Annotated in this window: 22 protein-coding genes; all 22 read right to left on the reverse strand. The window is 46.6% G+C overall.

What is annotated here, in order from left to right; genetic code table 11:
• Positions 1 to 35: 35 nt before the first annotated feature.
• Complete coding sequence (truB, locus tag AB3N00_RS07030; RefSeq protein WP_413033929.1) at positions 36 to 959, reverse strand: tRNA pseudouridine(55) synthase TruB; 924 nt, start codon at positions 957 to 959, stop codon at positions 36 to 38.
• Positions 953 to 1,930: a DHH family phosphoesterase gene (locus AB3N00_RS07035; protein ID WP_413033930.1), complete on the reverse strand. Its 978-nt coding sequence runs from the start codon at positions 1,928 to 1,930 to the stop codon at positions 953 to 955. Before AB3N00_RS07035 ends, truB begins: the two co-directional genes overlap by 7 nt.
• 19 nt (positions 1,931 to 1,949) lie before the next feature.
• Positions 1,950 to 2,309, reverse strand: a complete 360-nt coding sequence (rbfA, locus tag AB3N00_RS07040) for a 30S ribosome-binding factor RbfA (RefSeq protein WP_095287719.1) — start codon at positions 2,307 to 2,309, stop codon at positions 1,950 to 1,952.
• Positions 2,310 to 2,334: 25 nt separating this feature from the next.
• Complete coding sequence (infB, locus tag AB3N00_RS07045) at positions 2,335 to 4,908, reverse strand: translation initiation factor IF-2 (protein WP_413033931.1); 2,574 nt, start codon at positions 4,906 to 4,908, stop codon at positions 2,335 to 2,337.
• The gene (locus tag AB3N00_RS07050; RefSeq protein WP_029880929.1) at positions 4,901 to 5,230 is read right to left on the reverse strand and encodes a YlxQ family RNA-binding protein; all 330 of its coding nucleotides are present in this window, start codon (positions 5,228 to 5,230) and stop codon (positions 4,901 to 4,903) included. Before AB3N00_RS07050 ends, infB begins: the two co-directional genes overlap by 8 nt.
• On the reverse strand, positions 5,220 to 5,528 hold the full coding sequence (gene rnpM / locus AB3N00_RS07055; RefSeq protein WP_095287722.1) for an RNase P modulator RnpM: 309 nt from the start codon (positions 5,526 to 5,528) through the stop codon (positions 5,220 to 5,222). Before rnpM ends, AB3N00_RS07050 begins: the two co-directional genes overlap by 11 nt.
• 26 nt (positions 5,529 to 5,554) lie before the next feature.
• Entirely contained in the window at positions 5,555 to 6,652 is a 1,098-nt protein-coding gene (gene nusA / locus AB3N00_RS07060; RefSeq protein ID WP_095287723.1) for a transcription termination factor NusA, read from the reverse strand.
• 123 nt (positions 6,653 to 6,775) lie between these two features.
• The gene (gene rimP, locus AB3N00_RS07065) at positions 6,776 to 7,237 is read right to left on the reverse strand and encodes a ribosome maturation factor RimP (protein ID WP_413033932.1); all 462 of its coding nucleotides are present in this window, start codon (positions 7,235 to 7,237) and stop codon (positions 6,776 to 6,778) included.
• Between the two features lie 256 nt (positions 7,238 to 7,493).
• Positions 7,494 to 11,816 carry a PolC-type DNA polymerase III gene (locus AB3N00_RS07070; RefSeq protein ID WP_413033933.1) on the reverse strand — a complete coding sequence of 1,441 codons (4,323 nt, stop codon included), beginning with the start codon at positions 11,814 to 11,816 and terminating at the stop codon, positions 7,494 to 7,496.
• Between the two features lie 148 nt (positions 11,817 to 11,964).
• Entirely contained in the window at positions 11,965 to 13,419 is a 1,455-nt protein-coding gene (proS, locus tag AB3N00_RS07075; RefSeq protein ID WP_175396038.1) for a proline--tRNA ligase, read from the reverse strand.
• Between the two features lie 63 nt (positions 13,420 to 13,482).
• Positions 13,483 to 14,754, reverse strand: a complete 1,272-nt coding sequence (gene rseP, locus AB3N00_RS07080; protein WP_413033934.1) for an RIP metalloprotease RseP — start codon at positions 14,752 to 14,754, stop codon at positions 13,483 to 13,485.
• Positions 14,755 to 14,868: 114 nt separating this feature from the next.
• Entirely contained in the window at positions 14,869 to 16,008 is a 1,140-nt protein-coding gene (locus AB3N00_RS07085) for a 1-deoxy-D-xylulose-5-phosphate reductoisomerase (protein ID WP_413033935.1), read from the reverse strand.
• A gap of 76 nt (positions 16,009 to 16,084) precedes the next feature.
• Complete coding sequence (locus AB3N00_RS07090; protein WP_413033936.1) at positions 16,085 to 16,879, reverse strand: phosphatidate cytidylyltransferase; 795 nt, start codon at positions 16,877 to 16,879, stop codon at positions 16,085 to 16,087.
• Between the two features lie 16 nt (positions 16,880 to 16,895).
• Positions 16,896 to 17,663: an isoprenyl transferase gene (locus AB3N00_RS07095; RefSeq protein WP_175396042.1), complete on the reverse strand. Its 768-nt coding sequence runs from the start codon at positions 17,661 to 17,663 to the stop codon at positions 16,896 to 16,898.
• An 89-nt stretch (positions 17,664 to 17,752) separates the two neighbouring features.
• Positions 17,753 to 18,307 (reverse strand): ribosome recycling factor, encoded by a 555-nt coding sequence (gene frr, locus AB3N00_RS07100; RefSeq protein ID WP_175396043.1) that lies wholly within the window; start codon positions 18,305 to 18,307, stop codon positions 17,753 to 17,755.
• Positions 18,307 to 19,035, reverse strand: coding sequence for a UMP kinase (pyrH, locus tag AB3N00_RS07105; protein WP_095287801.1), 729 nt, complete (start codon positions 19,033 to 19,035; stop codon positions 18,307 to 18,309). The genes frr and pyrH overlap by 1 nt, the downstream gene beginning before the upstream one ends.
• A 231-nt stretch (positions 19,036 to 19,266) precedes the next feature.
• The gene (gene tsf, locus AB3N00_RS07110) at positions 19,267 to 19,917 is read right to left on the reverse strand and encodes a translation elongation factor Ts (RefSeq protein ID WP_413033937.1); all 651 of its coding nucleotides are present in this window, start codon (positions 19,915 to 19,917) and stop codon (positions 19,267 to 19,269) included.
• A gap of 113 nt (positions 19,918 to 20,030) precedes the next feature.
• Positions 20,031 to 20,729 (reverse strand): 30S ribosomal protein S2, encoded by a 699-nt coding sequence (gene rpsB, locus AB3N00_RS07115; protein WP_047842496.1) that lies wholly within the window; start codon positions 20,727 to 20,729, stop codon positions 20,031 to 20,033.
• Positions 20,730 to 21,000: 271 nt separating this feature from the next.
• Positions 21,001 to 21,630: a hypothetical protein gene (locus tag AB3N00_RS07120; protein ID WP_413033938.1), complete on the reverse strand. Its 630-nt coding sequence runs from the start codon at positions 21,628 to 21,630 to the stop codon at positions 21,001 to 21,003.
• A gap of 3 nt (positions 21,631 to 21,633) precedes the next feature.
• A complete protein-coding gene (locus AB3N00_RS07125; RefSeq protein ID WP_413033939.1) occupies positions 21,634 to 22,203 on the reverse strand; it encodes a DUF6115 domain-containing protein in 570 nt (189 codons plus the stop codon).
• Between the two features lie 65 nt (positions 22,204 to 22,268).
• A complete protein-coding gene (locus tag AB3N00_RS07130) occupies positions 22,269 to 22,583 on the reverse strand; it encodes a hypothetical protein (RefSeq protein ID WP_413033940.1) in 315 nt (104 codons plus the stop codon).
• A 51-nt stretch (positions 22,584 to 22,634) separates the two neighbouring features.
• Entirely contained in the window at positions 22,635 to 24,044 is a 1,410-nt protein-coding gene (locus AB3N00_RS07135) for a DUF342 domain-containing protein (RefSeq protein WP_413033941.1), read from the reverse strand.
• Positions 24,045 to 24,086: the final 42 nt, after the last annotated feature.

Here is a 24,086-nt window from a genome sequence, read left to right on the forward strand (position 1 = left end):
AGCTTAGCACCACACTAATCTAAACTCAAGGCCTCTTATTCCGGTAAAAAAACCTTAACTGCTCGAACAGTTGGTTTAAGTTCATCCCGTTCAAAAATACCGAGAAATGTACCGTCCTGTGTATATAACCGCAGAAGCCCCGGCTGTTCCACGGGCGGCTCCAGTAAACGTGCGGACAATTTCTGACCTTGAAGAGCCCCTTTGGTGTGATCCTCTAGAACTTTATGGGCAGGCATGGAGTTAATGGCTTCATCTACCGGAATCAATACTTCAGCCAGTGTACCTGCGGCCATGTGCTGCTCCACGTCCTCGAAGCGTAGGCACCGTTCTGCTGTAATTCCTGCAGAAATGGTTCGCTCCAGCTGAACCATGGTTGACGGGTAGCCCAGTTCACGTCCGATATCCACACACAATGTTCGAATATACGTACCTTTGGAACACAATGCGCGGAAAGAAATATCTGTTGTGTCGCCCTGCGTTTCGATTCCCGTCAGTTCAAGCTCATAGATCGTAACCTCACGGCTCTTGCGCTCTACTGTTTTCCCTTCACGTGCAAGCTCATATAGACGTTTGCCATCGACTTTAACGGCAGAAAACATGGGTGGCACCTGGGAAATTGTGCCCGTAAACTTCTTCAGGACCTGCAGAACCTGCTCTTCTGTAACGTTCACTGCCTTTTCTGAACGCTCGACAATTTCTCCCGTCATGTCCTCTGTGTCTGTGGACAGGCCTAATCGAAGTGTTGCCAAGTACTCTTTGGGAAGTTCCTGCATGTACTCAACTACCCGGGTTGCACGTCCAAGACATAGCGGAAGTACACCTGTGACCTGCGGATCCAGCGTTCCGGTGTGTCCGATACGCTTCATTTTCAGAATGCGCCGCATTTTGGCTACAACATCATGTGAGGTGAAACCTGCAGGTTTGTATACAGGCAGAATTCCTTCAATTGGCTTTACCATTGTAAATTCACCTGCTTCAGCACTTGGGCAACAATATCTTCTAGGTCACCTTCCACGCGGCACCCGGCAGCGAGTACGTGACCACCACCGCCAAACGTTTGTGCAAGTGCAGCGACATCAACTTTACCAGCAGACCGGAGGGATACTTTTACAGCATTATCGTTGATCACTTTGAAAAAGATCCCAACTTCCACGCCTTGGATATTTCGCGGGTAGTTTACGACACCCTCCAGATCTTCATTGGCTGCGCCACAAGCGATCATATCTTCCGGTGTAATGACCACCCAGGCAATTTTGCCATCCTCGGTCATTTTCAGACTTGAAAGAGCCTGATTCAAGATACGGACTTGGGGAAGAGTAACCTGTTCGAGCAAAATTTGCGCGAGGAAAGGTCCGTTCACGCCATGTTCAAGCAGTTTGGATGCAGTTGTCATTACATTAGGACTGGTATTCGCATAACGGAAACCGCCTGTATCCGTAAGCAAACCTGTATAAATAGCCGTTGCAGCATCTTTATTTATCGTCACCGGGAACAAGTTTACAAAATCAAACAGAATTTCCGCGGTAGCTGCTGCATCCGGTTTAATGATATTTACAGTACCATAAGCATCATTGGTTGGATGATGATCAATATTTAATATAACAGCATCTTCTTCGAAATAATGACGAGTTAAGCCAACTCTTGCAAAGTCTGCACAGTCCACACAAATCACTGCTTTATATTTACGCTGCGGTGGTTGTTCGGTCATGTTCACGATTGAGTCCGCTTCCCACAAAAAGCGCATACGCTGCGGGATTTCACCTTCATTTATCATCGTGAATGTCTTCCCCAGACATGACAGCAGCCAGCCCACTGTTACCGTCGAGCTGACTGCGTCACCGTCCGGCTGTACATGCGACACGACCAGGTAATCATCATGCTCCAGCAGAAATTGCTTTCCCGCCTGAAGCGCCTGTTCATAAGTGTGCATTGCCGTCTCCTTTATGCTGTTACTGGGATTCGTTCTTGTCGGTACCGATGTCACCAAGCAGCTTCTCAATCCGGCTGCCATAAGCGATCGATTCGTCGATCTTGAATATCAATTCGGGAACATGGCGAAGTCTGATCCGCTTGCCCAGCTCGGAGCGCAAAAATCCATTTGCTTTCTCGAGTGCTTTAAGCGAATTGTCCTTTTGCTCCTGTTCACCGAAGACACTCAGATAAACTTTGGCTTGCGACAAGTCGTTAGTCACGTCGACACCTGTTACGGTAATGAAGCCGATACGTGGATCTTTCAGTTCAGACTGGATGAGCACGCTCAATTCTTTCTTGATCTGCTCGCCCACTCTACCTGTACGAATCTTGGCCATAGTTGTTCACCTCATGCTTCCTTGCTTATCGTTGTACCGTCTCCATAACAAAGGCTTCGATAACGTCGCCTTCTTTGAGATCGTTATAGTTATCAAGAGTAATACCGCATTCGTAACCCTGAGCTACTTCTTTGGCATCGTCTTTGTAACGTTTCAGTGAATCAAGCTTACCTTCGTAAAGAACAATGCCGTCACGAATCAGGCGTGCTTCAGCTGAACGCGTAATTTTACCGGAGGTAACCATACATCCAGCAATAGTACCCACTTTGCTGATTTTGAACGTGCTGCGAACTTCAGCGTGACCAATCACATTTTCTTTGTAGATCGGATCAAGCATTCCTTTCATTGCTTGTTCAATTTCTTCGATGACACTATAAATGACACGGTGGAGACGGATATCTACTTGCTCTTGATCTGCAGTTGTTTTCGCCTGATTGTCAGGACGAACGTTGAAACCGATCACGATGGCATTCGATGCAGCCGCCAAAATGATGTCGGATTCGGTGATTGCACCAGCACCGCTGTGAATGATTTTCACGCGTACACCTTCAACCTCGATTTTTGCAAGTGAACCCTTCAATGCTTCAACAGAACCTTGAACGTCCCCTTTAATAATGACATTCAGATCTTTGATTTCGCCGTCTTTGATGTGTTGGAACAGATCGTCCAATGTTACACGTGTATTTGTACCCAAATCGGATTCACGTTGCGTGATCGCACGTTTATCAGCGATAGAGCGAGCTTTACGCTCATCTTCAAATACCATGAACGGATCTCCCGCACCTGGAACTTCAGTCAAACCTGTGATTTCTACAGGTGTTGAAGGTCCAGCTTCTTTCAGACGACGACCTTTGTCATTGACCATCGCACGTACGCGACCGAAGCAGTTACCTGCAACAAAGGCATCTCCGACTTTCAAAGTACCGTGCTGTACCAAAATACGGGCAACTGGGCCGCGTCCTTTATCCAGCTCGGCTTCGATTACTGTACCACGGGCACGTTTGTCCGGGTTCGCTTTGTACTCGTTCACTTCAGCAACGAGCAGGATCATTTCGAGCAGACCTTCCAGACCCATTCTTTGTTTCGCCGAAACGTTAACAAAGATGGTGTCACCGCCCCATTCCTCAGGAACGAGTTCGTAGTTAGTCAACTCCTGTTTTACTCTGTCCGGATCTGCACCAGGCTTATCGATTTTGTTAACCGCTACGATAATTGGAAGACCCGCTGCTTTTGCGTGGTTAATGGCCTCAACGGTCTGTGGCATTACACCGTCATCCGCAGCAACAACGATGATCGTAATATCCGTTACTTGAGCACCACGAGCACGCATGGCTGTAAACGCTTCGTGACCCGGTGTATCGAGGAACGTAATTTTTTTGTTGTTGATTTCAACTTGGTAAGCACCGATATGCTGTGTAATTCCGCCAGCTTCGCCGCCTGTTACATTCGTGGAACGAATGGCATCAAGCAATGTTGTTTTACCATGGTCAACGTGACCCATAATTGTTACAACTGGAGGACGGGATTGCAGATCCGCAGGATCATCATTCTCTTCCACCGTTTCGAAACGGTCGTCTTCAACCACAATTTTCACTTCAACCTCAACACCGAATTCACCTGCGAGCAGAAGAATGGTATCAATATCGAGCTCTTGGTTAATTGTAGCCATAACACCCATACCAATGAGTTTTTTGATAACTTCGGAAGCATCTTTGTGAAGCAGCTTCGCTGTTTCACCTACAGTCATATCACCGCGTACGATGATTTTCTTAGGTGTATTATCAATTTTCTCACGTTGTTGGTACTGTTGTTGATTTCTGTTACGGTTGTTCTTGCCACCGCGGTTGCCACGGAAGTTGCCGCCACGGTTGTCGTCATAACGACGTCCGCCGCCACCACTGTTTGAACGGTTGCCGTTGTTGCTGTTATTACCGGAACTGCCTTGGCCGCCTCTACGTTGGCCTTGACCTTGGCTCTGTCCTTGGCCACCGCTACGGTTGCCGCCATTGCCAGTGCTGCTTGGTCCAGCGCTTCTCACTTGGCCGCCGCCACTGTTGTTCGGGCGTTGTCCTGTACCTTGTGGACGTGAAGCTGTACTGCTTTGTCCGCCTTGTGCTGGTCTGGATCGATTACCTGTTTGTCCGCCCTGGCTGGAGCCTTGGGAAGAGTTTGTTCTGTTGCGGCTATCTTGGCCGCTGGGTCTTTGGGAGCCGTTGTTATTGTTTGAATTTGGTCTATTGTTCATACCTACCTGCTTTTCCTGTTGTATTTTTGTTTGTACGGGACTACCGGATGAATTACTGTTGTTCGGCGTGTTCGCTCCGCCGGCCGGCTTACTGCTGTCCACTGTTTTTTCACTGCGCACCGACGAAGTAGCGACTGGTTTTGCTTCGCTGCCTTGTTTGGATGCTGCAGTGGATTTTATATCTTTAAAAAATTGTTCCACCTTACCCACTGAACCATTCTCCATGACACTCATATGATTGTTTACGGGGATATCCAGTTTTTTAAGAATGGTTATAATTTCTTTGCTGCTCATATTAAGGGACTTCGCATATTCATAAACTCGCAATTTATCCTTGTTTTCCTGTTTACTCAATATACTCCACCTCCGACATTATACCGACTTGCTTGGAGATCATTTTTGCAAACCCTCGATCCGTTACTGCAAGAACAACCCGCGTTTCTTTACCGATACTTGAACCCAGACTATCCCGGTCAAATCCGATCACCAGAGGAACTTTGTATGTTCCACATTTGTCGCGAAATTTCTTTTGTGTATTGGCCGAGGCGTCACCCGCAACAATAACCATTTTAGCTTCGGAAGAACGGATCGCCTTGAGCACGATTTCTTCACCCGTCACCAGCTTGCCTGCACGCATTGAGAGTCCCAGATAAGACAACGTTTTGTTATTCATCATGATCACGCTCCTGCGCTGCGATGAAATCATCTTCCACAGAAGCGAAGTCAGCAGCCAATTGCTCGTAAATTTCAGGTGAAACCTTGCCTTTCAGCGCACGATCCAAAGACCGGTTTTTGAGTGCAAGTTTAAAACAGGATTCCTTGCCGCATAAATAAGCGCCACGTCCGGATTTTTTGCCAGTCAAATCGATCAGCACTTCATCCTCTGGCGTTTTAACGATACGGATCAGCTGCTTTTTGGGCATCATTTCTTGGCACGCCACACATTTGCGCAGCGGCACTTTTTTCTGTTTCATACGTTAGCGCCCCCCCGTGCTTTACTTTAATCGACGGAGACGGAATCTTGATGCATTTCCGAAGAAGAATCTTTTTCTCTGCCGAATTCCTGTTCCGCCTGGCTCTCGCTCTTAATGTCGATCTTCCAGCCGGTCAGCTTCGCTGCCAATCGGGCATTTTGGCCTTTGATACCAATGGCAAGGGACAGTTGATAGTCCGGAACGATGACCCGGGCCATCTTTTCTTCTTCAAACACTTGAACTTCCAATACTTTGGAAGGACTCAATGCATTTGCCACATATTCGTCTACCTGTTCGGAATAACGAACGATGTCAATCTTTTCACCGCGCAGCTCACCCACAATGGTCTGCACGCGCATTCCTTTGGGGCCTACACAGGATCCAACCGGATCAACTTCCTCATTGCGGGAATGAACGGCAATTTTCGAGCGGAAACCAGCTTCACGTGCGACTGAACGAATCTCCACCACTCCATCAAAGATCTCAGGAACTTCCAGTTCAAAGAGACGTTTCAAAAGACCCGGATGTGTACGGGACAGAATGATTTGCGGCCCTTTGGTCGTATTCTCGACCTTGGTGATGTATGCCTTAATACGGTCACCATGAACAAACTTTTCGTTCGGCATCAATTCGGTTAACGGCAGAGCCGCTTCGATTTTACCCAGATCGATGTAGATATTGCGCAAATCCTGACGCTGCACCACTCCCGTAACGATATCCTCTTCCTTGTCAACGAAAGCGTTGTAGATCAGGCCGCGTTCGGCTTCACGAATCCGCTGGGTCACTACCTGTTTGGCAGTCTGTGCGGCGATACGTCCGAAATCGCGCGGCGTAACCTCGATCTCCGCAATATCTTCCAGCTGGAAGTGTGGGTTAATTTCGCGTGCTGCAGGCAATGAAATTTCGGTGCGTGAGTCCAGGACTTCCTCCACGATTAACTTGCGAGCATATACCCGAATAACTCCAGTATTACGATTCATGTCAACACGCACGTTCTGAGCGGTGTTGAAATTGCGTTTATAGCTGGAGATTAATGCCGCCTCAATCGCTTCAAACAGCACATCCTTGCTGATCCCTTTTTCCCGCTCCAATTCATTCATTGCTTCAATAAAATCCATACTCATGAATGTTGATCCCCCTTTCAAACATGGCATCTCATACGTAAAACGGCGAAAGGCTCAGAACTCATGAGCACCTTGCCGTTATCGTGAGATGTGTCTTTTTCATTAATAAAGTGAACAAGGCACTTAAAACAGAATGGCCAAGCGCGCACTAGCAACCTTATCGTAAGGAACCGCATACTGCTTCTTGCCTGCTTCGATCACAAGCTCCCCGTTATCAAAGGAAAGCAGTTTGCCTTCAAATTCCTTCAATCCATTCACCGTTTCGTAGGTTGTAACAAAGACGTTTTTACCTACGGATTTCGCAACATCCTCCGCTTTTTTCAGTGGACGTTCAGCTCCCGGAGAAGACACTTCAAGGAAATAGACGGTTGGAATCGGATCGTTCTCATCCAGCTTGGCGCTCAGCTGTTCGCTGATCAAGACGCAATCGTCGATGTCGATGCCACCCTCTTTGTCGACATACACCCGTAAAAACCAGTTGCTGCCTTCTTTGACGTAATCGATGTCAACCAGCTCGAAACCTTGTTCATTCAAGTAGGGTTGGATCATTTCTTCCACGGTAGATTTAATCTTCGTTGTGCTCAAAACCGATAACCTCCAACTTAGGTTACACCGGCATATTAGGCCGGCAATTTCTTCATACCCAAGATTCTTGTATACCAAAGACTAAAGAGTGGGTTTCCCCACTCTTTAGAAATTCGTACTATCTCGTTCACTTCAGAAATTATAACATAGTCTGGTAATAGTGACAAGTAAGCGATCTTTCAGGGCGTTTAGGTACTAATGAAGAAAAAATTTCGCACTCCTCTGAAAGGCAATCCTTTGACAATTTATGCATCCATTAAAAGAGGGATAGCTGATTGCTCTCCGGCAAACCACGGAAACAACCCATACCGGACAATAGTTCGACAATGGTCTTACTTGCCTTGGATTTTTGCTGGAAATCTTCAATGGACAGGAATTCACCATGTTCTCTCGCAGCTGCAATATTACGCGCTGCATTATCACCAATTCCCGCCAAGGCTGAGAATGGAGGAATCAGCGTTTTCCCGTCAACGATAAACTTCGTAGCTTCAGAACGGTATAGATCAATCGGCTTAAGTGAGAAACCACGGGCCGTCATTTCCAGAGCCATCTCAAGGACGGGCAGCATGTTTTTTTCTTTTGGCGGTGCTTGGAAACCCAACTGTTCAATCTCAACAATCTTCCGATAGATGGCATCGTATCCCTGACATACCAGCTCGATGTCAAACTCATCCGCGCGAACGGTAAAATAGGTTGCATAGTATTCGATCGGATGATACAGCTTGAAGAACGCAGTACGTACTGCCGAAATAACATATGCGGCCGCGTGGGCCTTTGGAAACATGTACTGGATTTTGAGACATGAGTCAATGTACCACTGTGGTACTTTGCATTTTTTCATCTCGTCAATCCATTCCTGTGGCAAGCCGCGTCCTTTACGGACACTCTCCGTAATCTTAAAGGCCAGACTTGCATCCATTCCCGCCTTGTATATCAGGAATAACATGATATCATCCCGGCAGCCAATTACAGTTTTAATGTTGCATGTACCATTCTTGATCAGTTCTTGCGCGTTGCCAAGCCAGACCCCTGTTCCATGGGACAGTCCCGAAATCTGAAGTAGATCGGCAAATGACGTAGGCTGGGATTCGATAAGCATTTGACGCACAAACTTCGTTCCCATCTCGGGTACACCAAAGGTTGCAACAGGAGAACGAATCTGTTCAGGAGTTACTCCAAGGGCATCCGTGGAGTTGAACATGCTCATGACTTTCGGATCATTCATCGGGATCGTTGTCGGATCGATTCCTGTCAAATCCTGCAGCATCCGCATCATGGTCGGATCATCATGTCCCAGTATATCCAGTTTCAACAGATTTTCTTCAAAGGCATGATAATCAAAGTGAGTCGTTTTCCATTCTGCATTAACATCATCCGCAGGATATTGAACAGGAGTAACGTCCTCCACTTCAATATAATCCGGCACCACGACAATTCCACCTGGATGCTGTCCCGTGCTGCGCTTCACCCCGGTACAACCGGAAGCCAGACGATTCAGCTCTGCCCCGCGCCATTTCTTATGATGCTCTTCCTCATATTTCTTGGCAAAACCGAAGGCTGTTTTCTCGGCAACAGTACCTATGGTCCCTGCTCGGAATACACTCTTCTCGCTAAATAGCACCTTCGTGTAGTTGTGGGCATGTGGTTGATAATCGCCTGAGAAGTTCAAGTCGATATCGGGGACCTTATCCCCTTTAAAACCAAGAAACGTCTCAAACGGAATATCTTGTCCTTCACCTTTTAGTCTGCCACCGCAATTAGGACACTCCTTCTCCGGAAGGTCAAATCCACTTGGCACACTCCCGTCCAGGAACCATTCGCTGTGCTTGCACTCCGGGTTTACGCAGATGTAGTGTGCAGGCAGCGGATTAACTTCGGATATGCCGAGGAATGTAGCCACAACAGATGATCCAACAGAACCCCGGGAGCCGACAAGATAGCCGTCCTGATTCGATTTTTTAACGAGCCGCTCCGAGATGAGATAGTTGGCTGAGAAACCATACTTGATAATCGGCTGAAGCTCTTTCTCAAGGCGTGCCACAATGACTTCAGGCAGGTCCTCACCATATATCGACTTTGCCGTATTATAGCAGGTGTTCCGGATCTCTTCGTCCGCACCCTCCAGAATTGGCGTAAACAACTTGTCCGGGAACAGCTTGATTTCCTCAAAACGGTCGGCAAGTTCAATCGTGTTGGTGACGACAACCTCATAGGCTTTGTCCTGACCCAGGAACTGGAATTCCTCCAGCATTTCTGCTGTGGTTCTAAAATGAGCATCCGGCTTGCGCTGATCTTTAAGCGGACTGAAACCGGTAATCCCGTGGATAGTAATGTCCCGATAGATTTTGTCCCTCGGCTCCAAATAGTGCACATTGCCTGTAGCAATAACTGGTTTGTTCAATTTGGCTCCGATATCAACCACTTTGCGTACTGCAAGTTTCAGTTCCTCCGGTGTGGCAACAAGCCCCTTGTCCACCAAATGCATATACATCGTCAGAGGTTGAATCTCCAAAATGTCGTAAAACTCGGCGATTTCTTCGGCCTCTTCCAGAGATTTATTCAGGACAGCTTCGAAAAACTCTCCTTTTTCACAACCGGATATAATGACCAGTCCTTCGCGCAAGCTTACCAGTTTAGACTTCGGAATACATGCGACACGCTTGAAATATTCCGTATGAGACAGGGACACCAGCTTGTACAGATTCTTCTTGCCCACATCATTTAATGCGTAAATCCCGCAGTGGAAGGGACGTGTATTCGACAGGTCAACCCCGACGTAATCGTTTAACCGATCCAGCATGGTTAAGCCTTTTAATTGGGCTGCATCATTCACAAGACCATTTAGGATACCTGCGAGTGCAACTGTATCATCAATCGCCCGGTGATGGCTTTCCAGCGCGACTTTGTATTTGTCAGCAAGTGTGTTCAGTCGGTGGTTTTTCATTTTTGGATACAAAAGCCGCGCCAGTTCCAGCGTATCCAGTACAGGGTTTGGCAGCTCAGGCATGCTCAAGTTTTTGAGGGTGGCCTGAATAAATCCCATATCGAATCGGGCATTGTGCGCGACCAGCACCCCATCACCCGCAAATGCAACAAAGTCGCGAATGACCGGTTCAAGCTCCGGTGCATCTTTGACCATCTCATCCGTGATGTTGGTCAATTGCTGAATATTGTATGGGATCCGTTCATGCGGGTTTACAAATGTGGCAAACCGGTCGATCTCTTTGCCATCCTGCACTTTAACCGCGGCGATCTCTATAATTTTGTTCTGGGTGACGGACAGACCCGTCGTCTCGATATCGAATACGATATAGGTGGCTGTTTTCAGCTCAATCGGCTGTGGTGCCATGACAACGGCAACGGAATCATTCACTACATTGGCCTCGAGGCCGTATATCATTTTGATGCCGTTTTTCTTCGCTGCTTTGGCTGCCTCCGGATAGACCTGTACTCCGCCATGATCTGTAACGGCAATTGCCTTATGTCCCCACTCTGCAGCAGTTTTCACGTATTTATCAATGGAAGTTACAGCATCCATCGTGCTCATGGTGGTGTGCAGATGGAATTCCACCCGTTTTTCCTGTGCTGTATCTTTTCGTGATGGAGGTGCTTTAATTTCGGTCAGATCCGAAGGAATCATGGCCAGTTCAGGTATTTGCATAAACCGGTCGTACTCTATGCGTCCGCGGACTTTGACCCATTTTCCATTAGCCAGCAGGCTGAGGATTTTGACATCCTCTTTTGTTTTCGCAAACATCTTCATTTGCATGGAATCCGTAAAGTCGGTCAGGTAGAAGGTAAAGAGCGTATTTCCGTTCCGCAGCTCCTTGCGGTCCAGACCAAAAATCGATCCCTGAAGCGTGATCTTCTTCTCTTCATCCTGAACTTCCTGCATCGGTACAGCCGGCTCTTTGATCTCATAGCCCATCTGCAAACGTACATCGCCCTGATCTTCGTCCTCCGGAGCTTCCATCTCAGTGACTTCGCTCATCATCTGTTCGATGACCTGCCGCTCCTCGACCCGCTTCTGAGCCTGGAACTGCTCCATCGCTTCCTTATTACTTCCCACTTCACCAACTTGCAATTTGATGCGCAGCGGCAGGTGGAAATACTTTTCATAGAAAGTCGTAATGGCCTGGTCAATCTGCTTCTTGCGCGCCAGTTCCATCGATGTAGAATCACTCATGGTCAATTGCAGCAAATCTGCTTCACATTCAAAGGTAGCCCGGTTCATCCATCCATTTACGGATGGAATCTCGCGAGTGACCCACTCTAGAAACAGGTTCCAGTATTCACTGACGATATCACCTGTCTGCACCTTCTCTGTATATTTAAAACCAAATGTAATTTTGGCGATATGATTCATTTTTTCCTGAATATGCAGGCTGAACGTACGATAAATCGGTGCAGGAACCAACGTATCCTTACAGATCAGGATATGCCATTCCCGGTTGCTGCGATTCGTCTCAACCCGTTCAATCCATCCATCCAAAAAATAAGGATCGGTCAGACCTGCAGGAAGCTCTGCCTGTTTCATCAACAATTCAAACCGTTTTCGTTTCTCCTCAAATCCACTCATCGTGTTCCTCCTTGTACCCCCTTAAAACATGAAAAGCTTCTGTAATCAAAAATGTCCCCGATCCGAACCCGCACCGACTCATTTTATCCGACAGAAGCCCTTCATTACTTACTCATACGGTGAATAGTCCTGAGCGTCATTTTTTGACTTAGTAGGCTCTTGCAAACACTACCGTGTTTTTCGCCTTTTCACCACAAGCCAGGCACGTATGTTTTTCTTCCGCAGGCTGGAACGGAATGTTCCGGCTTGTTGCACCTGTTACTTCTCTTACTTTATCTTCGCAAGCCTCTGAACCGCACCATCCAGCCAGTGTAAAGCCGCGTTTGTTTTCCATTAATTCCTTCATTTCATCAAGCGTATCTACAGAGTAGAAGTTATCCGTCATAAACGTGCGTGCACGCTCTAGCATATCAGATTGAACCTCTGTCAGCATATTCTGAATTTCTTCCACCAGGTTTGCCTGTTCTACGACTTTTTTCTCGCCTGTAATTCGTGACACGAGCACACATACTCCATTTTCCATGTCACGTGGACCAATCTCAAGGCGGATCGGAACCCCGCGCATTTCGTATTCATTGAATTTCCAGCCTGGACGTACATCGCTGCGATCATCCATTTTAACACGAATGCCTGCTTTTTTAAGTTCAGCGAACAACTCATCCGCACGACCTACAACAGCATCCCGAGTTTTTGGCGGTCCAATAGGAATCATCACGACTTGCGTTGGTGCTACTTTTGGAGGCAGTACCAGACCACGGTCATCACCATGCACCATAATCAGTGCCCCGATCAAACGTGTACTTACACCCCATGAGGTTGTATAAGCATGCTCAAGCACATTTTCCCGGCTGAGGTACTGAATTTCAAATGCTTTCGCAAAGTTCGTACCCATAAAGTGAGATGTTCCGGCTTGTACAGCCCGTCCATCCTTCATCATTGCTTCAATGGAGTAGGTATCCACCGCTCCAGCAAACTTCTCTGAAGGCGTTTTTTGACCACTGATAACCGGAATTGCCAAGTACTCTTCCACAACCTCACGGTAGATTTCAAGCATGCGCATGGTTTCTTCACGTGCTTCTTCTTCCGTCTCATGAGCCGTATGACCTTCCTGCCAGAGGAATTCACTTGTACGCAAGAAAGGCAGTGTTCTTTTCTCCCAACGCACAACGTTCGCCCACTGATTGATCAGAACAGGCAGATCGCGATAGGATTGAATCCATTTGGAGTACATGTGACCAATAATCGTTTCGGAAGTAGGACGAATTGCGAGACGTTCTTCCAGCTTTTCTCCGCCTGCTTCTGTAACCCAAGGCAACTCGGGATTAAAGCCTTCAACATGCTCTTTTTCTTTTTGGAAAAAACTCTCTGGAATGAACATCGGGAAGTACGCATTCCGATGGCCCGTTTCACGGAAGCGACGATCCAGCTCATCCTTGATATGTTCCCAGATTTCATATCCGTCCGGTTTGAATACAATACAACCCCGCACCGGAGAGTAATCCATCAGATCGGCTTTTTTAATAACATCAATGTACCAGCGGGAGAAATCCTCGCCCTGTGGTGTGATTTCAGTCACGAATTGTTTATCATTTTCCTTTGACATAAGACTCCAGCGTCCTCCCATAACGACCATCTCTGCAAAATACAGAGCATAGTCAAACCATAATTATCCGTTAATTAAACGTAGTATATCATTATATGTTACAGCCAGCATCAGTACAAACAGCATGGCGAACCCTATAAAATGAACCATACCTTCGCGGTTAGGATCAACCGGCCGGCCTCTGAGTGCTTCAATTCCAAGGAATACAAGTCGGCTTCCGTCCAGTGCAGGAATTGGCAACAGGTTGAAAATCCCCAGATACAAGCTCAAAATAGCCGCCCATCTCGTTAACTGCTCAATTCCCTGTTTGGCAATTTGACCTGTTACTTCGAATGTACGCACCGGTCCACCAATGTCGTCCATGTTAAATTGATTAATGAGATGCTTGAAACCTTCAAAGATAACTTTGGTTGTATCTACCATAGCTACACCGGAAACTTTAAAGGTCTCTACAAATCCGACAGATCGAGTTGGCAGCGTAGGTACAATTCCCACCTTACCTCCCTCTTGTCCTTCTACTGTACGAGGCGTTATCGTTATGTTAAACGTTTCTTCTCCCCGACGCAGTGTCCACTCCATCGGCTTGTCTTTGGACTCGGCAATCATGGTTACCATCTTTTGCGAATCGGTACCTATTGCAGTACCATTGATCGTCTCAATGATATCTCCCTCTTGCAGGTTTGCCTGATCGGCAGCTCCGCCCTTGAGTACTTCACCAATTTGCAGATTTTTCGGATTTTCAACGGGAACTCCCGCCATTTGTGCGTATACTGCAAACAATACAAAAGCCAAGATAAAGTTCATCAATGGTCCTGCAAAAATTGCCATTGCCCGCTGCCCAACCGTCTTACTGCCAAACTGACGGTCTTTGGGTGCAATTTGTGTTTGTTTGCCGCGACTCACGAGCATTGCCTGTGGATGTATACGGTATTGTTGTACCTCTCCATCGACGTCCAATTGCAATTTTAACGCATTCTCCATATCAATGGAGATCACTTCACCACGTATTACATTTTTACGATTATCCAATTGATCCAAATAAATCATTTTCACTTGGTCATCCACCGGTCTAACCGCAATGGTCTGACCCTCCTGAATTTCAACAAGTTCGGGGTCTTCCCCTGCCATACGTGCATATCCGCCAAATGGAAGCAAGCGCAGCGTAAACTGGGTCTCGTTTCTTTTATATGAGAACAATTTGGGACCAAAACCGATCGCAAATTCCCTTACAAGAATACCGGCGCGTTTGGCAAAATAGTAATGCCCCCATTCATGAACCGTCACGATGACAAAGAACATGAGCACCGTTAGAAATACAACTTGTATGGTTTCCAATCCCTATCCATCCTCCTTCACGGCACGAACCGAAGTCTGTCCCTTTAGATTATCATTATTCCAAGGTGCCGCACAAGAGAATCACTTCTTCCATATTTGTGATGAAAAAAGGGATTACAGACTGAATGCGTGTTGACGACTTTCCTGGTCACATCTTGCGATTTCTTCCAGATCAGGTTTGTCCACATTGCGGTGTGCATCCAGCACTGAAGCAATAATATCCTCTATTTTAAGGAACGATATCTCTTTGCGCAAGAAGCGTGCTACAGCAACTTCATTCGCGGCATTAAAAGCCGTTGTTGCAGTCCCACCCATTTTACCACACTCATAAGCCAGCCTTAAACAAGGGAACCGTTCCATATCCATCTCGCGGAATTGCAGCTTGCCTGCTTGAGCCAGAGATAGACGCTGTGCCGGAGAAGGCAGCCGATCCGGATAAGTCAACGCATATTGAATTGGAACACGCATATCCGGGTTACCAAGTTGGGCGATAATACTTGTATCCTCGAATTCAACATAAGAGTGAATGATACTTTCAGGGTGAAGCAACACGTCAATCTGATCATAGGTCAGACCGAATAACCAATGCGCCTCAATAACCTCTAATCCTTTGTTCACCATTGTCGCAGAATCGATCGTTATTTTGGAACCCATTGACCAATTCGGGTGCTTAAGGGCATCTTCAACAGTAACTTCCCGCAGCTGTTCACGTGTCAAATCGCGGAAGGATCCCCCTGATGCCGTAAGAGTAATTCCTGAAACACGTTTGAGGTTTTCTCCATTCAAACATTGAAATATGGCCGAGTGCTCACTATCAATGGGTAACAAAGAGACACCTTTTGCCGTAGCCCTTGCAGTAACAATATGTCCTGCCGTCACCAATGTCTCCTTGTTGGCAAGTCCAATCTGCTTACCCGCCTCAATGGCAGCAAGCGTTGATTCGAGCCCGACGCTCCCCATGACAGCCGTAACCACAGTATCTGCATCTGTCCCGGCTGCCACTTCCACCAAGCCCTCTTTTCCATAGAAGAGCTGCGTACCTGAAGGCAGGTGCGGAGCGACCGTGTCAGCCAATTCTTTGGAGCCAACCGACACCTTTTTCGGACGGTATCGTTTGGTTTGTTCAATGATAAGTTCAGTATTTCCTCCGGCTGCCAGTCCCTCCACCTGAAAAAGCTCAGGATGCATATCGACTACATCCAATGTTTGCGTTCCAATAGAACCAGTGGACCCTAGAATCGCTATTTTCTTCATGCTGCACCTCATCTTTATTAATCCATTGCGTGTATAATAGCAATCCATTCCTTACACACGTCTTGTGTTCAAAAAATTAGTAGGGCAGAAGCATTAGTATATGTACGAATGGAAACACCACAATCCAGCTGTCGCACCGATCCAGAATACCCCCGTGCCCCGGAAGAAGGTTGCCAGAATCCTTAATATTGTACACACGTTTGTATGCGGATTGGATCAGGTCACCCATCTGGCCCACTACAGCACATGCGACTCCAATCAGTATAGCTCTCTGCCAGGACAAAAGGCCATCTGATAACAAGGAAAACACCACTGATGTTACAACGGCAATCACTATGCCGCCAAGCGCACCCTCCACTGTTTTGTTGGGGCTAATCGATGGCCAAAGTTTGTTTTTCCCCATAAGTTTTCCCACAAAGTAGGCACCAGCATCACTGGCCCATATGGAACCTAACAGTAGGAATGTCCAAAAAAGCCCGTGATGCAGATGTCTGGATTCGGCGATGTAATAAAATCCGATTCCAATGTACAGCACACCCAAAAAGAGCATGGCAACCGTGTTCACAGGAATTCTGTTTTTGGTTATCACCGAGGCCGTCATTAAAACAAGCATAACCAGCCAACTGATTTGGAACAACGTCAACGGTCTGCCATCCCACACCATTTCCCATGGGAAGACAAGCGCAAAAACACCTGCATATCCAATTAGGGCTACACCTGAAAAAGGCTGTACCCCCGTCATTTTCACAAATTCATAATAACCGATGAGAGCCATGAGCAGCACCAGGCCATGATACCAAGGTCCGCCCAGCATGCAAAAACCCAAAAACAACACACCTGCTACTATCCCTGTCGTTAATCGCTGTTTCAACGGCTTCATCCTCCATCTATTTCAAACCGCCGTAACGCCTTGTTCTGCGCTGATATTCGGCTACTGCTTCTAGCAGATGCTGTTTGCCAAATTCGGGCCAGTATATATCCGTAAACCATAGCTCGCTATACGCAAGCTGCCAAAGCATAAAATTACTGAGCCTTAGTTCTCCACTCGTCCGAATCAACAAATCCGGATCAGGCATATCCACAGTCAACATATGTTGGTCTATGAGCTCAGGTGTAATATCCTCTGCCGAGAGTTCCCCAGACTGGACCTGTAACGCAATTTGCTTCACACAGTCCGTCATTTCTCTGCGACTTCCATAATTCATTGCGAAGTTCAATACAAGCCCCGTATTATGTTCCGTAAGACGAATCGCTTCACGCAAGGCATTAACGGTATGTGAAGGTAATTTCTCTTCCTGCCCCATCATGCGTATGCGAACATTCTTTTCTATAAGTTCATCCAACTCTATCGCCAGAAATTCTTGTGGTAGTCGCATCAGAAAATCCACTTCTTCTTTTGGACGCGTCCAGTTTTCTGTCGAAAAAGCATACATCGTCAGATATTTGATGCCCAGTTCATCCGCCGCGATGGTTGCACGTTTGACTGCCTTCATGCCATTTTGGTGCCCAGCTATACGCGGCAAACCCAGACGTTTGGCCCATCGCCCATTTCCGTCCATAATAATGGCAACGTGCTGCGGGATATTATCCTCGGATATAGTCAGCGTTTCCTGCTTTTCAGCCCCATTCCACCACGACCGAACCCGTTTGATCATTCCTGTTCCTCCAAAATCCCTGAAGTTTCTTCACCTGAAGACTAGAAAAAGAGACAAAACCCCACCGTATCGGAGGGGCTGCACTTGTCTTACACTTCCATGATTTCTTTTTCTTTGGCAGCGAGTACCTTATCGACTTCAGCGATAAACTTATCGGTCGATTTTTGGATATCGTCCTGATGTCTCCGGGACTCGTCCTCGGAAATCTCTGACTTCTCCATTTTTTTAATATCATCATTCGCATCACGGCGAATGTTACGAATCGCTACTTTGCCTTCTTCGCCGAACTTTTTCGTAAGTTTCACGAGTTCTGTTCTGCGTTCCTCCGTAAGTGGGGGAATGGACAGACGAATCATGTTACCATCATTGGCTGGTGTTAATCCCAGATCCGACTTCATGATCGCACGTTCGATTTCGCCCATAGAAGATTTGTCCCATGGCTGAATCATCAGTGTACGGGAATCCGGTGTGCTAATATTCGCGAGCTGATTAAGTGGTGTCATCGCTCCGTAGTACTCTACCTGAACCCGGTCCAGAAGAGCCGGAGTTGCACGTCCTGCACGCAAAGTGGCAAGATCACGACGTAACGCTTGAATTGCTTTATCCATACGTTCTTCGGCATGTTTTTTAACCGCTTGTGGCATTAATCTACACTCCCTTTAACGATTGTCCCGATGCGTTCACCGAGAACTACACGTTTGATGTTACCTTGTTCCGTAATGGCAAATACGATCAACGGGATGTTGTTGTCCATACAGAGTGAGGATGCTGTAGAATCCATCACACCAAGGTTTTTGTTAAGTACATCCAGGTAAGTCAATTGTTCATATTTCTCAGCTGTACTGTCTTTGAATGGATCTGCCGAGTATACACCATCAACTTTGTTTTTAGCCATCAGGATGACTTCTGCTTCAATCTCCGCTGCGCGCAGTGCTGCTGTTGTATCGGTGGAGAAGAACGGGTTACCTGTACCTGCTGCAAAAATAACGACCCGGCCTTTCTCCAGATGACGAATAGCTCTACGACGAATATAAGGCTCTGCAATTTGCTGCATGGCAATGGATGTCTGTACACGTGTAGGCACTTCGATCTGCTCCAATGCATCTTGCAGTGCTAGCGAGTTCATTACAGTTGCTAGCATTCCCATATAATCGGCTGTTGCCCGATCGATGCCGTTTTCGCTACCGGCGATTCCACGCCAGATGTTTCCGCCACCACATACGATAGCAACCTGCACACCAAGTTCAACAACTTCTTTTACCTGCTGGGCAATCGACGAGATCGTCTCTGCATCAATACCATAGCCGTTTTGACCGGAAAGGGACTCTCCACTAACCTTTAAGACAACACGTTTGAATACTGGCTGTTCCAATTGTTCACCCTCCACTTTGAATTGAGCACCCTCGGTGTTCAATCAACAAAACTTCTCGCGCATGGCCTCCTGCTTAAAAAGAAAGGAACACGGCTGTGTTCCACTCTTTTAGGAAAAACGATTAACCGGTAAGGCACTGTTTTCCTGAGATATAAGGGAGCTCTGCTTCGAAGTTTTATCATTCTTATATCTTCGAAAACCATTTGTTGCTTGCCGGTATATAAAACCGTCTTATTTGTTCACTTGGGACATAACTTCTTCTACGAAGTTATCCACTTTTTTCTCCAGACCTTCACCCAGTTCGTAACGAACGAAACGACGGATAGAGATGTTCTCACCGATTTGGCTGATTTTTTCATTCAGCAATTGGGAGATTGTTTTGTCTGGATCTTTAACGAAAGTTTGTTCCATCAGGCAATACTCTTCGTAGTATTTGCTGATACGGCCTTCAACCATTTTTTCAACGATTTTTTCTGGTTTACCTTCGTTCAGAGCTTGAGCTTTCAAGATTTCTTTTTCTTTTTCCAGCTCGTCAGCAGGAACTTCTTCACGAGTAACGTACTTAGGACTAGCTGCAGCAATTTGCATAGCGATGTCTTTAACGAACTCTTTGAATTGGTCTGTTTTACCTACGAAGTCTGTTTCGCAGTTAACTTCTACCAGCACACCAATACGGCCACCAGCGTGGATATAAGATTCTACAGTACCTTCAGTCGCTGCACGACCTGCTTTGTTCGCAGCTGCAGACAGACCTTTTTCACGCAGGATTTCAGCTGCTTTTGTGATGTCCCCATTTGCTTCTTCCAATGCTTTTTTGCAATCGAGCATACCAGCGCCCGTTTTTTCACGAAGTTCTTTTACTGCACTCGCGTTAACTGCCATTATTAATTCCCTCCAAATAAGTATTGTACGTACACTCTAAAAAAAGGGCAGTGAGAGGTTATCCACCTACCAACCACCCTTTTCATTTAGTTCATTCGTTATGTTCGAATCTATTAAGCGGAAGTTTCTTCGCCTTGGTTAGCTTCGATCACGGCATCAGCCATTTTACCTGTCAACAGCTTAACAGCGCGGATTGCGTCGTCGTTACCTGGGATAACATAATCGATTTCGTCCGGATCGCAGTTTGTATCAACGATACCCACAATTGGGATACCCAATTTGCGAGCTTCAGCAACAGCGATACGCTCTTTGCGTGGATCGATGATGAACAGGGCGCTTGGCAGGCCTTTCATATTTTTAATACCGCCGAGGAATTTCTCCAGACGATCTTTTTCTTTGCGAAGCAAGATAACTTCTTTTTTAGGCAATACAGCGAATGTACCGTCTTCTTCCCAAGCTTCCAGTTGTTTCAAACGATCAATACGTTTTTGAATGGTTTGGAAGTTAGTCAGGGTACCGCCCAACCAGCGTTGGTTAATGTAGAACTGACCAGCGCGTTCAGCTTCTTCTTTAACGGAATCTTGAGCTTGTTTCTTAGTACCCACGAAAAGAATTGTACCATTCTCTCCTGCGATTCCTTTAACGAAGTTGTAAGCCTCTTCGACTTTTTTCACTGTCTTTTGCAAGTCAATGATATAAATTCCGTTTCTTTCAGTGAAGATATAACGATCCATTTTTGGGTTCCAACGACGTGTTTGGTGACCGAAGTGTACCCCAGCTTCGAGAAGCTGCTTCATGGAGATTACTGCCATCTTCACACACCTCCTAGTGGTTTTTTATTGTGTCCTCCGCCGGCATCATTTTTCGCCAAGACTCTCCATCAGGAAAGCACCCTCAACAAAATTAGCACATGCGTGTGTTTTAACACCGTTATCTAATATAGCATAACTGCTGGGCTGATGCAACACTCTTTCAGTCCCATAAAGCATCGGACACAGCATAATAATGTTTATGCGATTTTTTTGTACTTTAAGTACTGGCCAACCCGGAAATAAAATAAAAGAACCGCCTTGCCTGAAGTACTCAGCTTGACGGTTCCTTTGTTATTTTGGCGATGATCGATTCGAAGCTCTCACCTTTTTCAAGCGCGTATGTACCCACTTGAATTTTGGTATTGATTCGCTCAGCCTTTCCCGCTTTAATAAAGGCTTGTGCGTCATCCACTATACCAGCTTTTTCAAGATTTCCAGCGACAATCGCCAAACTGTTTCCTGAACGCACTCTAAAAGTTACCGTAGCGGCTTGAGGTTCGTTCGGTGACGCTGGCTCTGTTGCTTTGGGTTCGCTCACTGCATTTTGTTTCTTATCTCCACGTGAAGCTGGTTGCTGAGGTTCCTTGGGTTCTTCTGGAGTATTCGTATCCTCTGCCTTTTCAGGCACAGTAGCAGTGTCCCCTTGCATCTCACTGCTCTCCTGTTTCTTCTTTGCCACCCACTCGGCTTCGGTATAAAGTTCGTCATCCGTACCGACAAGCTTCATATCCAACCTTTTGGCAGCCGTTTCCAATTGTTCCTTCGTCAGCTCAGCTGCAGCTGTACCCGTTTCCAAATTGCTATCTGATAGAGCATTTTGCCCTACTGTGGCAAGCTGAAGCAGCACTGCTCCAATAATCATGCCCGTTCCGATTCCAATCCATAGGGAGCGCTTGTCCATCTCTTAGCCCTCCTCCCGCTCTGCCAACTGGAGTATCAGCTGCACTTCTCCACGTTGTATGCCTATCTGTTTCGCGATCGCATCCACTGATTTGCCTTCATCATATAAATGAAACAATTCTGAATATCGGTCCTTGATGGACTCTCGTTCATTAACAGGCTCTTGCACAAGTTGTGGCGACTCGCTTTCTGAACCCTGTTTAGCAGTGTCTGCTCTTACACTAGCTACAAGAGCCTGTGCCTGTAATCCGTTTAAATTATCCGCTGAAGCAGGCGGAACCTGAATGGTTTCAGCAGCTTTACTTTTTTCAAGCTCGTTCAAACGCTTTTGCAATTCTTCAAGCTGCATTTGCATGCGTTGATCTGCAGCTGCCGCCTCACCCTTCATTTCAGCAACACGCTGAATAAGAGCATCATTATCGCTTTCGATTTCAGCCATATAATGTTCAAGCGTGGATTCCATCTCTTGCACCAATTGATGCCCTGGTTCCTGCGGTTTATTTTTCTTGGGCATGATGAATGCATATGCAATGGCACAGGCACCTAATATGACAATAATGACCCATGGTGACAAATTGGTTCCTCTCCTTTGGATATGGCCTTCAAAGCTCAAGTCTTCATCTTCGTAAAAGCAACGGGTTACAACGACAGATCAACATGCTTTCCTTTGTACGGATGCTCGGCAGGTTTGAGGTGTTCTTGCTCCAAGGCAGCCTCCTGCTCCTGAGAAGCACCATGGTGATCTCCGTCATTGGAGTGACCGTCCCGTACACCTGTATGTGCAGTTTCTTCCATTGCCTCACTGCGCTGTCTTGCCTCTTCTGCTTCCTTGGCGGTTTGCACTGCCAACAAATTTTGATCTGTGACCGGCCGCTGCTGATATTCACTCTGATACCGACCGGCTTCACTGGTTCTTGGTACCGCAATCTGCAACTCTACTGCCTTAAAACTCATACGCTCACCTCACGGTTTCGAATGGTTTTCTCCATGTGCCTAATGCTGTACTTAAACGTATGGGGCCATCGTAATATCCCCGTCATGATAATAAAATGAAATTCTGCTTAACGGATCTTTAATAAATTTAGTGTATCTGCCGATAACTATTTTAGAGCCTCCGTAAATCATCTTAAGAATATCCACTCGAGCTCTGCTTGTATCTTCCAGTACCTTTTCAATTTCAAAAATTCGCATCTTCGTATCTTCGTTAAGTCGAAGTGCAGACTTCTGTGTAGCCGTAAGCTTAATCCGCATTGACATTTTGTCTGGACTCAGTTGACCGGCGGCAGCTAGCTGATCCAGTAGCACCAGGGCTTTCTTCGTTTTGTCCAAGGAATCCATCTGTTCCCTAAGCACCTTGCGCAAGTCACTCAGTTCATTACGGAGTTTGGGAAGGACACCAACTTCAATTGAAGTTACGGTTGACATACTGTTACCGATAATACGAGCTGACACATTTTCGCCAGCTTGAATGGATCCGCCAACAATAAGTCCCTTGGTACCTGCACAGATCACTGCCCTGCCTGCACGAATGTTGGAATGCATAATGCTTTGGGAGACGAGTACATCTTCACCGGCATCAACGTTACCTTCTTGAATAAAGGTACATTTAACATTATGGCCTGCTTGAACAAGTCCTTTGTTATATCCGATAATGCCACCGGTAATCTCGACAGATCCACCTGCTTCAAGTTCAGCACCTTCGACACCGCCGACAACGCGTATGTCTCCCGCTGCTTTTATTTTGAAGCCGGTAAGTACATTGCCACGTATGACAACTGTGCCTACGAAATCAATATTACCGATATTGTAATCTACATCACCATTGATTTCGTATACCGGAAATACATTCAGTTTGTTGCCTTCCGTCTTGGTAACCAATCCATCCAAGGCAGCATACATCGCAGACCCATCCGGATTAATGACGACATTCTTCCCAATTTTGAATCGGGCGTCCTTCCCTGGACGATACGGAATCTCCTCACCTGTAACAGCTCGGCCCGCTGTGCCCTCAACAGGCGGGATACGTTCGGCAATGATTTGACCAGATTTTACATTGTTTAATCGAGTTACTTCCTTGTAGTCCACCTTGCCATCTTCTGCTTCCAAAGGTCGACGTTCATGCGAATCATCCATCCCTACCAGTACCTTGATATAACCATCGGTTCCTGGGACAGCAGCGATGCCTTCAGCAATTTTGCACTGCGAATTTATATATGTTTCAGGTTGGTTCACAAAAACAAGCAATGCCTCGCGCAGAACACCATACTTAATGCCCTGACCGGCAATATATTGTTCCAGTTCATCCAATGTGCAGGCGAAACCTTCTTCCTGTTTGGAAAATTCAAGGTAGGCCGTACTTTTATCTTCCGATAAAACAACGCTTAGGCATTGTTCCAAAGCAATTCGCTGTGTCAATGCAGTTCTTCCCCCTTTTAGACTTTCCACTCCCCGAAATCC

Source organism: Paenibacillus xylanilyticus, assembly GCF_047246825.1.
GTDB lineage: Bacteria > Bacillota > Bacilli > Paenibacillales > Paenibacillaceae > Paenibacillus > Paenibacillus xylanilyticus_B.